Consider the following 12,635-nt stretch of genomic DNA (forward strand, 5'->3'; position numbering starts at 1 on the left):
GCTCCGTGCCGGGCGCAGGACATCCGGGTCCACCTCGATGTCGGCTGTGGCCACGTCGCCCCTGGTGAGCCGGTGACCGCCCCCGGCGGTCACTGTGCCGAAGAGCCTGTCACGGCTCACGCTGAGCAGGCACTTGTATTTTTTGACAGATGTTCACCTCGTGGACGGTCGGCTTTCTCTCTGCTTGACATGGGTCGTTTTCCCTTGAAACGGAGTCCTGTCTGTGTCCTAACAGTCGTGCACTGGGCGGCAGTTCGTCGTGGGCATGCCTGCCCCCATGGGGTCGTCGTTTCTCGGCGAAGGAAATGAGCTTCGGCAACGAATGTGCGTGCCTGGCCCGAGTCGCGGGGCGCGGCTTCCCTCGTGGCCGCGCCCCGTCCGGGGCCCCCGGGCGCGGGGATCAGCCCTGGGGCTGGGCCCCCGGGTGGTCGGCGACGGCAACCTGCATGATCGCCGTCGCGTACGTGTCGCCGCCACGCGGCAGCTGGGAGCCGTCGCCGGGCGGGCGGTGTGCGGCGGCCGCGGCGGCCCGGGTCAGCAGGTGGGCCGGGCTCGGCGAGGATGCCGGAGCCGCGGGGGCGGCGTGGACGGTGCGGTGCGCCGGCAGGGCCAGGGTGGTGGCCACGGCCAGTCCGGCCACCAGCGGCGGCACCGCCAGTCAGCCGAGGCGGCGGCCTCGCGGCCGGGGCGTGGTGGGCGCCGCGCCCCGTGCGATCTCGCTCATCAGGTGCTCCTTCAGCAACCGGTGGCGGTCGGCGGTGAGCATCTCGGGCGGTTCGTTCATCGGATGTCCCCTTGCATCGACCGGGCCGCTGCGAGGCGGCCGACCGGTACCTGTCCGGAAGGCTGCGTCGGTTCCCGACCCATCGTCAGTTCCGTTTCGGTGAGTGAACGCAGCCGCTTGCGGGCGCGCGAGAGCCGCGAGCGTATGGTGCCCACCGGCACGCCAGGGCCTGGGCGGCCGAGGCGTAGTCCAGGCCGACCCAGACGCAGAGCCGGAAGACCTCCCGCTCCCCGCGCCGCAGGCGGGCCAGCGCACGCCGCACCGCCGCCAGTTGCGCGCTGTCGTCGAGCCGGGTGACCAGTTCCTCGGCGAAGTCGGGTGCCGGGTCCTGTTCGGGTAGTCGCGCCATGGCGGCCCGGTGGCGGCGAGCCGCCCGGGCGGTGTTGCGCAGCACGTTGGTGGCGATGCCGAAGAGCCAGGGCCGCAGGTCCTCACCGTCCTGGTGGACCGTGGCCCGCAGCCGCCAGGCCTCCAGGAAGGTCAGTGAGACGGCGTCCTCGGCAGCCGCCCAGTCGCCCAGGGTGCGCAGCGCGTAGCGGTACACCGCCTGCGCGTGCTGGTCGAAGAGCTCGCCGAGCGCGCCCTGGTCCCCGGCGCGCAGCCGCGCCCGTTGGCTGAGTCTGGCCCGCCGTCAACTGTGTGGCCCCGCTGCTCGCGTTCTACACGGTGGCGTCCCGGCGGTCGACCGTGGTCACACTGGACTGACCGCGGACCGGTACGCGACGTCATCAAGGGCGGGCCCCTCGGAAGGTAGATCCACTAGAGTGGCCGCCCAAGCGGCTGGGGCCCTTGCGTTTGCCGGCAACGCTCCCATCCATCACCTATCTTCCTGACGAGGATCACAGTCTTGCCTCTCACGACCCGCATAGCTGCCGCCGCCCTCGGCACCGGTCTCGCGCTCACCAACGGCGTGCCCGGTGCCAGTGCCGACGACTACCACCCGTCCGGGGTCCCGAACGTCGTCACCCTGGGCAGCGCCTCCAGCCCGCACTGCCTGGAGATCGCCGACTGGCGCCGGGACGACGGCGCCCCGGCCCGGCAGTGGTCCTGCACCGGCGGCGCCAACCAGAACTGGAGCCTGGTGGGCGGTTCGCTGGTCAATGTGAACAGCGGCGAGTGCCTGGAGATCGCCGACTGGCGCCAGGACGACGGCGCCCCCGCCCGGCAGTGGTCCTGCACCGGCGGCGCCAACCAGAAGTGGATCTGGACCCATATCCCGGGCACCGGCTACACCTTGCGCAACGCCTGGAGCGGCAAGTGCCTGGACGTCCCCGGCGGGCAGGACACCAACGGTGTCCCCATGCAGCAGTGGGACTGCTGGAACGGCAACAACCAGATCTGGTACGACTTCGGCGCCGGCCAGGCCTGGCCTCCCGTCAACTTCTAGATCAGTACCAGCGAACCGTAGCTCCATGGTGCTGACCGGCAGCCGCCCCGGGGCCCACGGAGTCCGGGCAGAGCAAGCCCTGGGCCGGGGGCAGCGTGGCGTGGCAGGAGCCGCGCGGAATCGCTCAGACGCTCTGATCTGTCCTGTCTCATCGGATCCGTGCTGGTCGTCCGTCCGTGCCATCGCTCCGGCTCTCCGCCTGCTGCCTGCTTACTCGTGCGGGGTAACAGCGGTCGGTGGCGCCCGCCGAGCCGGTACGGGAACTCGTGCGGGCGGCAGAGCCGTTGTGACGGAGCGACGGCGTGTGCTGCGGCGTCGCCCGCGGTGCTCGGGATGGCAGTGGTGCTCAGCGCGTGCGCTGAGGGCTGTCCCTGATGGCGGTGATCATCAAGTACGGCGGCGGGCCCGGCCGCGATGAGGTGCTACCGGTGCCTCCGTCGACCGTCCCTGCCCTGCCGCAGCCCCGCGCCACCGTCACCGCCTCGCCCGTACCGACATCCACGGCAAGTCGACAGCCGTTGACCGCGTCCGCATTCGCGGAGTCGGCGGGCCTGGCGGTGCTGGCCGTGCCCCAGCCCGACGGGGGCTGCGTCTTCGTCCGGTTCGCTCCGGAACCCGCTGACGAGCCACACCCGGGTGGCCTTGACACGAACTGCGTGGCGTCAGCGTGCGAGCCTTTCGATGGCTGCCGGGGTGACGGGGGTGAAGAAGTTGACGAGGTTGCCGTCGGGGTCGCGGAACAGCAGTGACCGGTTGCCCCAGGGCATCGTGGTGGGTTCGGTGACGAAGTCGGTGACGATGCCGGTCAGGTTCCGGTGGACGCGGTCCACGTCGTCGACGAGGAACTCGGTGATCACGCTGTGGTTCTCCGCCGGACGGGCGGAGCCCGGGGCGAACAGCGGGACGGTGCGGGTGCCGGCGATCGCGAGGGTCGCGCCCGCGGTCCTGAGCTCGGCGAAGTCTTCGGTGGCCCACGTCGCCCGCGCGCCGGTGGCTCGCTCGTAGAACTCGACGAGGCGCGCGACGTCGCCGGTGATGATGCGGATCGAGACGAACTCCATGGGTTTCTCCTTGGGCTGTGCCGGAGGGCTTGCGAGTCGCACGCTAGGGGAAATAGTGGACAGAATCGGTCCTGTATTCGCGTTAGGCTGCGAACATGCCTCGACCCACCGGCCGCGTACTGACCCTCCTGGAGCTGCTGCAGTCGGGCGGCATCCGCACGGTCGCCGAACTCGCCGACCGACTCGGCGTCGAGGGGCGCACCGTGCGCCGGTACGTGGAGCAGCTGATCGACCTGGACGTGCCCGTGGAATCGGTGCGCGGCCGCCACGGCGGGTACCGGCTCGCCCCCACGTACCGGCTGCCGCCGCTCATGCTCGGCGAGGACGAGGCGCTGGCCGTGCTGCTCGGCCTGGTCGCCGGCCGCCGGGCGGGGTTGACGGCGGCGCAGCACACCGCGAGCGAGACGGCATCGGCGAAGATCCGGCGGGTGCTGCCCAGGCACCTCGCCCGCCGGCTCGACACCCTCCTGGAAGCCCTCGCCTTCACGGACCGACCCGGCGAGTTCGACACCCCGGACACCCCGGACACCGCCGTCCTGCTCACCGTCGCCGACGCGGTACGCCACCACCGACCGGTCTCGATCCGCTACACCGACCGCGACGGCCGGCGCAGCGAACGCACGCTGCACCCGCATGGCATCGTCGCCCACGCGGGCCGCTGGTACGTCACGGGCCACGACGCCCGGATCGGCGAGTACCGGACCTTCCGGCTCGACCGCATCGCAGACGCCAGGACCCTGCCCGGCACCTTCGACCCGCCCGCGGGTCCCGATCCGGCGCAGCGGCTGGTGGCGGCGTTCGCCACGGCCGACTACCGGCACGAGGTGACCGTGCGGATCCACGCGACGGTCGAGCAGATCCGCGCTCACCTTCCCGCCGCCGTCGCGACCCTGGAGGAGCACGAGCACGAGCCCGCGGCGGGCGAGGACCCGTCGGTCGAGCGCTGGCGACGCGTCGAGCTGCGGGCCGAGCGGCTCGACTGGCTGCCCCCGGTACTCGCCGCGCTCGACCGCCCGTTCGTCATCGAGCGCCCCGCCGAACTGCGCGACCTCGTCACCGCACTCGCCGATCGCCTCACGTCCTACGCCCGCCAGGCCTGACGGCGGGCCATGGCGGTTCAGGCGGCGGCCGGGCAGCCGGCGGCGGGTCCGGGTCGGCGAGGCCAGGTGCGTCCGCGACCCGGTCGGCGGCGGTGACCTCGAGCAGGTGGATCGGTACACTGCTCGCCGATCGAGCGGGCCCGTGGAGCAGGTGACGGCCCATCCGATATCCCCATTGGCGCGAACATGAGGACTGCTGGTGAGCGACCCGATCATCGTCGTAGGTGCGGGCCCGGTGGGGCTGACCGCCGCGTTGGAGCTGGCCCGGCGCGGGGTTCCGGTGCGGATCGTGGACCGGTTGGCCGAGCCCACCACGGAGTCGCGCGCCATCGTCGTGCACGCCCGCAGCCTGGAGGTGTTCGAGCGGCTGGGCCTGGTCGACGAACTGATCCGGGCAGGGGTCCGGACCACCGCGATGGAGATGCACGCGGACGGCGAGGTGGTCGCCAGGATCGCACTCGACCTGGTGGACAGCCCGTTCCCGTACTCGGTGACCATTGCGCAGACCGAGACCGAGCGCATCCTCACCAAGGCGCTCGCCGAGCACGGCGTCACCGTCGAGCGCGAGGTGACCCTGACCGGCCTGACCCAGGACGAGCACGGTGCCCAGGTGGTGCTCGAGCACGCCGACGGGCGCCAGGAGACCGTCAGCACCGGCTGGTTGGTGGGCGCCGACGGCGGGCACAGCCAGGCGCGGCACCTGGTCGGCAGCGCACTGGCCGGGACGTTCAAGGGCGAGAAGTTCCTGATGGGCGACGTGAACGCCGACCACGATCTCGATCCGCACAGCATGTACACCTTCTTCGCGCCGCACGACGGCCCGCTGCTGGTCTTCCCCATGGAGGGCGATCGGCTGCGCCTGATCGCGAACATCGCCACGGACGAGGAGCGCACCGCCACCCAGGAGTGGCTGCAGCAGGTGGTCGACGAGCGCGCCGAGCGTCCGATCCGGATCCGCGACTCGCGCTGGCTCACCGTCTTCGAGGTGCACCACGCCCAGGTGCCCGAGTACCGGGTCGGCCGGGTGCTGCTGGCCGGCGACGCGGCTCACGTCCACAGCCCGGCCGGCGCTCAGGGCATGAACACCGGCATCCAGGACGCCCACAACCTCGCCTGGAAGCTCGCCCTGGTCAGCGCCGGCCAGGCCGGCCCGGCCCTGCTGGACAGCTACCACGCCGAGCGTCACCCGGTCGGCGCCCAGGTGATCCAGTTCGCCAGCACGCTCACCCGGGCGGGCACCATCGTCAACCCGATCGCGCAGAAGCTGCGCAACAAGGGGATGCACCTGCTCACGGGCCTCGCCCCGGTCCGCCAGGCGATGGCCGATCGTACCGAGGAGGTCACGGTCGCGTACCGGAAGAGCCCGATCGTGGTCCAGAGCCGGGGCCGCGGCGAACTGCACGCCGGTGACCATCTCCCCGTGGCCGGCCCGGAGCTGCGTGCAGCACTCGCCGGAACGCACGAGCACGTGCTGCTCACCGTGGCGGTCGACGGCTCGGCACCGATGCCGGTGCCCGATGTGACGGTACGTCAGCTTCTGGTCAGTGCTCTCGGCACCGCCCCGACCGGCTACGACGCCGTGATCCAGGACCCCGACGGCCGCACGGCTGCCCGCTACGGCCTGCCGAACGGTGGCCGGATCATGGTCCGCCCGGACGGCTACGTCGCCGCGATCGCGCCGCTGGACGAGGACGCGCCGCTGTACACCTACCAGGCGCTGCTGCAGGCGTAGCACCACGGCTCCGATCGGGACCGGGCCCGGCCGGCCTCGTGGGCTGGGCCGGGCCCGGTCGGCCCGGCCAGCCCACGAGCGTGTCAGATCGTCCCCGGCATCAGCCGACGAGCGTGGGCGTGGGCGCGGGCGCTGACGTGGCCAGCTCCCCAGGCGGTTCGGCGAGCCGGCCTGCCGTCGGTAGGGCTTCTGTCGACAGCCCCGCCGCCGGGTGGCTGCCCGTGCTCGGTGGCGGTGTGGTTCCGCCGGTCGACGGCGGCGGGAGCGGGGGCGGGACCGAGACGCAGGTGGACCGGCCGGACTCCAGCGTGCCGTTGAACGCGGTGATGCAGAACTCGTAGTTCCAGTTCCCCGGGAACAGGAAGGCCACCTGGTGGTCGGGCGAGTCGGAGACGAACGCGTCCGGTGCGGCCGGAGTGTGGTCCTTGACGTTCTGCATCCACACCCGATAGCCGGCCGCCGCCGGGGAGCCCTGCCAGGTCAGCTGGACGGTGGTGGGGTCGATGGACTTGATCGTGACGTTCGTCGGCACCGGCGGCGTCCCCGCACCGATGGTCACCGACCTGGCCACGCCCGGCATGCCGCCGCCCGCCCGGTTCCAGGTCACCAGCGCGATGAGGTAGTGGTGGCCCGGGACGAGACCGTCGATGTGCACGCTGGTCCCCCTGACCGCCGTGCCGCCGATGTACGCCCCCGGGACGTCCCGGTCCCAGGTGATGACCTGGTACCGGTCGATGCTGTCCGTGTGGGGACCCGTCGCCGGCTGCCAGGACACGTCGACGCCGGTGGGAGTCGCCAGGGTGATGGTGCTCGCGGCCGCGGGCGGCGCCGCGGTCTCGGGGTGCGCGGTCGCGGTGACCGTCGGGGACCAGTCGGACTGGCCGTCACCGTCGTTGTCCGTGCGGACCTGGTACTCCCAGGTCCAGCCGTCCTGGGTCCAGGTGGTGTCGTAGCGGTTGGTGGAGACCTGTGCCTGGCTCCACTGCGTGTTGCCCGCGAGCCGGTAGCGGACGTCGTAGCCGCGCGCGCCGAACACCGGGTTCCAGCCGATCTTCACCCCGCTGGGGACGGACTCGGCCACGACCCCCGAGACCGGGGAGATCGGCCGGGCGGGGATCGTGTCGGGGATGCCGGGCACGGACTGGCCGATGCCGTAGTCGTCGTGGAGCGTGTGCTCGTAGGCGGACGCGATCTGGTACTCGCCCAGGGCGTTGGGGTGCAGGTTGTCGTAGCCGGCCGCGCAGGTGTTGGTGTCGCAGCTGTAGGCGTCCTCCCAGTCGACCAGTTTCACCGGGGAGGCGGGGGTGCTCCAGGACGGGATCGCGTCCTTGAGCATGCTGTTGTACTGCCTGGTCTTGACGATCAGGTCCTGACGGCCGCTGATGAGGGGCCGCATGGGAACGTTCGCCACCGCGAAGCGGATGTCCGGCTTGGCCGCGCGGGCCCGGTCGACCAGGGTCTTCACGCTGTCCAGCGTGCCGGGCGCGTCGCTGACGAGCCACCCCATGTCGTTGAACCCGATGCCGAAGAGGACCAGGTCGGGCTGGTACTGCGCGACCACCGGCCCGATCAGGTCCTTGTCCTGGGCGGCCTGGCGCCCCCACACGGCGAAGTGGTTTCCGTCGAAGTCCGCGGGAACGCCCTCGGCGTAGGCGCCCGAGACGGGCGGGTCCGCGATCGAGGGGTTCTGGATCTCCCCCTGGAGCGGGGGCGGGGCGGGTGGACCGGTCGGGGCGTCCGGCTGCTTGGTCCCGCGGTACGGGCCGACGAAGTCGACGGCCACGTGCTGGTCCCTGAACCACTGCCACAGCCGGTAGCGCCAGGTCCAGTCGCCCTCCATGCCCTCGGTCATCGAGTCCCCGACCACCAGCACCCGCAGCGGCCCGCCGGTGGTCGGGCCACCGCTCGGGGAGGACGCCGTGTCGTCGATGCCGCTGCCGTCGACCACCAGGTCGGCGGGGTTCACCAGGACGTCGGCCGGGTCGACGATGGTGCCGTCCTGCCACGCGCTGGTCAGCTGGGCCGCGTAGGCATCGGCCATGGCCAGGTAGCCGCGGTAGTCGGGCACGCCGTCGGCGGTCTGCCCGGTGTCCAGGTAGCCGGTGTCGTGGTCGAAGCCGAGGACCACCTGCCGGATCCGGTGGCCCGCCACGGCTTCGCCGGCGATGATCTCGCTCGACAACGAGATGTACGAGGCGGTACCGGTGTACATCTCGTCCTGCACGGCCGGCGTCCTGGACGGTACCGGGTCGCCGACCAGCACCGTCGTGTCGGGCAGCTCGACGAAGACCTGGTCGAGCAGGCCGCGCAGCTCGCTCGCCTCCTGGGCGACCGTCAGGCCGCTGTGGGTCGCCAGGTCGTTGGCGACGTCGACCTGGACCAGCACCACGCCGGGCTTGTCCGTGCGCAGGTCGCCGACCAGGTGCTGGCGCAGCTCGCCGATGCTCTGGCCGGGGAAGGCCTCCTCCTGGTTGTCACCGTCGTCGACGTTCCCCTTGCTCACGGCCCCCACGAAGCTGAACCCCGGCGGGCCGGAGGCCGCTGCGCCCGCCGCGTCCGCTGCGCCCGCCGCGTCCGCTGCGTCCGCTGCGTCCGCCGTGCGCGCCGCAGCGGAGCGCAGCGGTGGGGACGACCGGCAGATGGGCGGGGGCGGCTGGATCCAGGTGCATCCGTACAGGTCCTCGCGCATGCCCGAGTAACGGACCGGGTCCTGCTGCACGTTGGCGCCGTCGATGGCGAAGCCGCCGACCGGCATGGTGGCCACCGGCGGCCGGGTGGTGATGGTCGGTCGTGCGACGACGGGGGCGACGAACACCGGATCGTGGTCGGAGCCGCCCTGGCTCGGCTGCACGGTCCGCTGGAAAGCGCCCTGGTCGGTGGTCGTCACGGCGAAGTCGAGCTCCCGCTGGGTCCCGTCCGGGCTCCGGTGGGTCGGCTGGCCGGTGGCCAGGATGGTGGGCCGGTAGCCGGACGGCGTCGGGATGTTGGGGTACTCCCGCCGGTTGGCCAGGGTGTCGGGCCTGGTGTTGAAGTCCCCGCCCACGGTCCAGTCGTAGCGCACGCCCGCCGGTTGAGCGGCCCGGACGGCGGTTCCGATCGCGTTCAGCATGGTGACCGCGTCGCCGCCGCCACCGGAGAGCGCGTGGTAGCTGAAGTACCAGTCGTTGCCCAGCCGGATGCCGATGGCGGGCCGGCCGACGTTGCTGCCGTGCGGGTTGTCCACCACCATCGCCTCGTTGACCGGGGTGGTCGCCATCACGATGGTGTTCACCCGGCCGCCCGGGACCACCGGGTCGTTGGTCTGGAGGAAGACCATGTACCACTCGGAGGGGCGCTGGCTCGCGTGCCAGTTGACGTAGGTGACCAGCCGGTTGCCCACGGTGCCGAGCGGGTTGTCCAACTCGGTGGCCCCGCGCGGCACATCGGCACCCGCCTCCTGGAGCATGACGACGTCGGCGCGGCCCCCGCTGCCGGTCCGGGCTCCGTTGAGGATGCGGGGGAGGTAGTTCGCCCAGAGGTTCGCACCCTGCGCGGTCGCTCCCTGCATGTTCCAGGTGAGGAAGGGCGTCCGGCTCGGCGGGAGCGCCTGTGCCGGGACGGCGGCGAGCACGGTCAACGGCACCGCCAGGAGCGCGATCAGCAGTGCCTGGACGGTGCCGAGCGCAACGGATGTGACGCGCGGTCCGTCGCGCCGCGATCGGCGGGCGCTGTGGGAGCGCCTTGCCGGTAAGGGGGATCGCCTGGCCGGCAAGGCCGGACTTGTCGAGCCCGCCGGGCGGGGGAGGGCGTGCATGGCCATCGGCTGAACTTGCCTTCCGTGTCTAGCTTGATCACGTCAAGTTGGACACTAGCCCACGGCCACGCGCCGACCGTTCGCCGGCCAACCATGTGGCGAAGGCGGCGGAACGCGTGGCGGGCCCGGAGGTCCGGGCGCGCCACACGTCGTGTAGGTCGGTCAGATGCTGATGATCTGCAGGTAGGAGCCCACGTTGTCGGAGGCGTTGAAGCCGGTGACGTAGAGCGTCTGACCGTCCGGGCCCACCGTCATGCCCAGCGCGTGCTCCAGGTCGGAGGGGGTGATGGTCTCGTCGGGGACGGGCGTGTTGGTCGCAGTGTCGTAGGCGTAGATCGTCGGCCCGGGGTTCTGGGTGTCCACCGAGACGTACAGGCGGGTGCCGTCCAGGTTCACGGCCGTGTCCTCGACGGCGAACGAGGTCTTCAGATCGATGTCCGCGAGCTGGGTGTCGGTGGTGAGGTCGAGCACGAGCTCGTGGTTGCCGGCGGCCAGGGCGTACAGCCGGGTGCCGTCCGGGCTCAGGCTCACCGTGCCGTTGAACTCCGCCGACGTGACGGTGCGCACCACCGTAGGGTGGGCGCCCGAGACGTCGAGGTGGAGCACGCCCTGCGGGGTCGTGATGTACGCGTCCTTGCCGTTCGGCCGGAGCAGGATCGACTGCAGCACCCCGGTCGGCAGGGGCGTGCTGTCGGTGAAGGCGTTCTGGGCGGTGGAGAAGGTGAGGATGCGGCCCTGGCCGACAGGCGGCTGGAAGTCGGCGAAGGGCTGGTCCTGGTCCAGGTAGAGCGTCGAGCCGTCCGGACTGATGGCCAGGCCCACGGTCCCGCCCGCCCGGTAGCCCGCGGGGCGGGGCTGGTCCGGGAACGGGATGCGGGAACGGACGGTGTTCGTGGTGGTGTCGAAGACGTTCAGGGTGCCCTCGGTGACCAGGTAGATCAGCTTGCCGTCGGCGCTGAACACCTTCGGGCCGCTCCACATGTCGCTGCCGACCTGCACCCCGGTGGTGATCACCCCGGCCTGGGTGTCGATCACCTCCAGGCTGTTGCCGGAGTTGCCCTGCCCGACCCCGACGTAGGCGGTGGTGCCGTCCGCGCTGATGAGCGGGTGGCCCCAGGGACTGGCCGGCAGGGTGATGGTGGCCTCGCCCCCCGGAACGGGATCGACGGCGGAAGCGCCGGCCGGGGCGGCACTCGCGGTTCCGGCGCCGACGGCCATCAGCGCCCCCGCGAGCGCTAACGAGAGTAACAAACGAGCCTTTGCCATAAGCGAGTTCACGTTCCCCCCAAGGAGCGTCCGGTACTGGTGGACGTGAGGCTACGGCATGTCCGCGTCGGCGCGGGGCCGGTTCCCGAGAGTGCGGCACGGAAAACCGCCAACGTGTCGCGACGCTGGGGCCCGGTCACCAAGGTCCTCCTCACGGCTCGAGCTGCACCTGGCCGTCCAGCCCGCTGCGCCGCGGCGAGCGCTCGACTGAGGTCAGCGGCACGACCGCGGCCGAGCTCAGTGCGACAGCCGCACCTACCGCCGGCGTCGAGCCTGTCCCTGTTTCAGCTCCCGGGCGGGGTCACCGGCAGGCGCAGTAGGGTCTGGTGCATGCTCCTGTGGATCAACGGTCCGTTCGGCGGTGGCAAGACCCAGACCGCGCACGAGATCCAGCGGCGCCTCGCCGACAGCGTCATCTACGACCCCGAGCACGTGGGTTTCGGTCTGCATCGGATGATGCCGCCGCCGTTGCGCGGGGACTTCCAGGATCTACCCGCCTGGCGGCAAGGTGTCTTCGAAGTGTTGGACCGTGCTCTGACTGATCACGACGGTGTGGTGATCGCGCCGATGACGGTCGTGGAGCCGGTGTACTTGCGCGAGACCGTCGGTCGACTGCGAGAGCGCGGCCATGACGTTCGGCACTTCGCGTTGCTGGCCGAGCGCGGGACCGTACTGCAACGGCTGCGCGAGCGTGGCTTCGGGCATGTCGTGCAGTTCGTGGCCGGAAAGGACGCCCCTCTGCGGCGGGAGAGCTTCGCCCTGTCGAAGCTCGACGTGTGTCTGGAGCGTTTGCGTGAGGAGGAGTTCGCCCAGCAGGTGTGGACCGATCGGCTCACGATTCCGCAGGTCGCCGACCATCTCGCCGCGTCTTCGGGACTGACTCTCGCTCCGAACACCGACAGCGCACTCAGAGGGCGCCTCCGCCGCGCCTGGACGGGTGCCAAGCACATTCGGTTCGACTGAGCCCACCGCCACCGCCTTCCGGGGAAGCACCCCGATTGGCAGAGGCAGACGTCACCGGGCCGCGTGTTCAGCCGGTCGGCGATGGCCGCGCAGCGCCGAGGGTCGGTGAAGGTCCTGTCTCACTCGCCGAACGGAGCGTTGGAGGCGACGGCGGTGGCCGTGCGCTCCTCGCGCTCGGTGGAGATCTGGAACAGCAGCTTGGCGCCGCGTCTGTCCGGGTTGAGATAGCCGAACTCGTCCAGGCACAGAAGATCGACTTTGGCGCATCGGGTGATCCTGGCGCTCAGGTTCTTGTCGGCCCCGACCTCGGCGAGCTCGTTCACCAGCGCGGTCGCGGCGATGTGGCGGCACGGTCATGCCGGCCCCAGCGATCGCGGTGCCGATCCCGGGCAGCAGGTGGGACTTGCCGGTAGCGGAGTCGCCGATCAGCATCAGCGGACGGGCCTTCGCACACCCGGCTCGGGCTCTTGAGCGCCGAGACGGTCTTCCTTCCTCGGTGGCCCGGAGCCTGAGCAGCCGGTCGTACTTTCGTCAGCGAGGGCAGCGGCC

The 12,635-nt window shown here is 71.4% G+C and carries 10 protein-coding genes and 1 pseudogene; 4 read left to right on the plus strand and 7 right to left on the minus strand.

Features of this window, described 5'->3' with window-relative positions:
* Nucleotides 1-400: 400 nt before the first annotated feature.
* From ACQRUO_RS04720 to ACQRUO_RS04730, 3 genes and pseudogenes are all read right to left on the minus strand, one after another.
* Nucleotides 401-652 (minus strand): hypothetical protein, encoded by a 252-nt coding sequence (locus ACQRUO_RS04720; RefSeq protein WP_428314428.1) that lies wholly within the window; start codon nt 650-652, stop codon nt 401-403.
* 6 nt (nt 653-658) lie between these two features.
* Nucleotides 659-784 (minus strand): hypothetical protein, encoded by a 126-nt coding sequence (locus tag ACQRUO_RS04725; protein ID WP_428314429.1) that lies wholly within the window; start codon nt 782-784, stop codon nt 659-661.
* Nucleotides 781-1,385, minus strand: a pseudogene (locus ACQRUO_RS04730) (RNA polymerase sigma factor). Before ACQRUO_RS04730 ends, ACQRUO_RS04725 begins: the two are co-directional and overlap by 4 nt.
* A 246-nt stretch (nt 1,386-1,631) precedes the next feature.
* Here ACQRUO_RS04730 and ACQRUO_RS04735 point away from each other — a divergent pair.
* Nucleotides 1,632-2,171: an RICIN domain-containing protein gene (locus ACQRUO_RS04735; RefSeq protein WP_428314430.1), complete on the plus strand. Its 540-nt coding sequence runs from the start codon at nt 1,632-1,634 to the stop codon at nt 2,169-2,171.
* Between the two features lie 662 nt (nt 2,172-2,833).
* Here the strand turns inward: ACQRUO_RS04735 and ACQRUO_RS04740 are convergent.
* Entirely contained in the window at nt 2,834-3,232 is a 399-nt protein-coding gene (locus tag ACQRUO_RS04740; protein ID WP_428314431.1) for a VOC family protein, read from the minus strand.
* A gap of 95 nt (nt 3,233-3,327) precedes the next feature.
* On the opposite strand from ACQRUO_RS04740, the gene ACQRUO_RS04745 reads away from it, so the two are divergent.
* Nucleotides 3,328-4,332 (plus strand): helix-turn-helix transcriptional regulator, encoded by a 1,005-nt coding sequence (locus ACQRUO_RS04745; protein WP_428314432.1) that lies wholly within the window; start codon nt 3,328-3,330, stop codon nt 4,330-4,332.
* Between the two features lie 199 nt (nt 4,333-4,531).
* Nucleotides 4,532-6,064 carry an FAD-dependent monooxygenase gene (locus tag ACQRUO_RS04750; RefSeq protein WP_428314433.1) on the plus strand — a complete coding sequence of 511 codons (1,533 nt, stop codon included), beginning with the start codon at nt 4,532-4,534 and terminating at the stop codon, nt 6,062-6,064.
* A gap of 100 nt (nt 6,065-6,164) precedes the next feature.
* On the opposite strand, the gene ACQRUO_RS04755 is transcribed toward ACQRUO_RS04750, so the two are convergent.
* Nucleotides 6,165-9,686, minus strand: coding sequence for a GDSL-type esterase/lipase family protein (locus ACQRUO_RS04755; protein ID WP_428314434.1), 3,522 nt, complete (start codon nt 9,684-9,686; stop codon nt 6,165-6,167).
* A 333-nt stretch (nt 9,687-10,019) separates the two neighbouring features.
* The gene (locus ACQRUO_RS04760) at nt 10,020-11,108 is read right to left on the minus strand and encodes a YncE family protein (protein ID WP_428314435.1); all 1,089 of its coding nucleotides are present in this window, start codon (nt 11,106-11,108) and stop codon (nt 10,020-10,022) included.
* Nucleotides 11,109-11,453: 345 nt separating this feature from the next.
* Between ACQRUO_RS04760 and ACQRUO_RS04765 the strand changes: the two genes are divergently transcribed.
* Entirely contained in the window at nt 11,454-12,086 is a 633-nt protein-coding gene (locus ACQRUO_RS04765) for an AAA family ATPase (protein WP_428314436.1), read from the plus strand.
* 119 nt (nt 12,087-12,205) lie between these two features.
* Here ACQRUO_RS04765 and ACQRUO_RS04770 read toward each other — a convergent pair whose 3' ends face one another.
* Nucleotides 12,206-12,409, minus strand: a complete 204-nt coding sequence (locus ACQRUO_RS04770; RefSeq protein WP_428314437.1) for an ATP-binding protein — start codon at nt 12,407-12,409, stop codon at nt 12,206-12,208.
* Nucleotides 12,410-12,635 lie beyond the last annotated feature (226 nt).

This window comes from Kitasatospora sp. LaBMicrA B282 (genome assembly GCF_050325825.1).
In the GTDB taxonomy this organism is placed as follows: Bacteria; Actinomycetota; Actinomycetes; order Streptomycetales; family Streptomycetaceae; genus Kitasatospora.

Excerpts from the sequence above, each read along its gene's own strand:
- ACQRUO_RS04725 (WP_428314429.1), bottom strand. The coding sequence starts at position 784 with ATGAACGAACCGCCCGAGATGCTCACCGCCGACCGCCACCGGTTGCTG.
- ACQRUO_RS04765 (WP_428314436.1), top strand. The coding sequence starts at position 11,454 with ATGCTCCTGTGGATCAACGGTCCGTTCGGCGGTGGCAAGACCCAGACC.
- ACQRUO_RS04745 (WP_428314432.1), top strand. The coding sequence starts at position 3,328 with ATGCCTCGACCCACCGGCCGCGTACTGACCCTCCTGGAGCTGCTGCAG.
- ACQRUO_RS04740 (WP_428314431.1), bottom strand. The coding sequence starts at position 3,232 with ATGGAGTTCGTCTCGATCCGCATCATCACCGGCGACGTCGCGCGCCTC.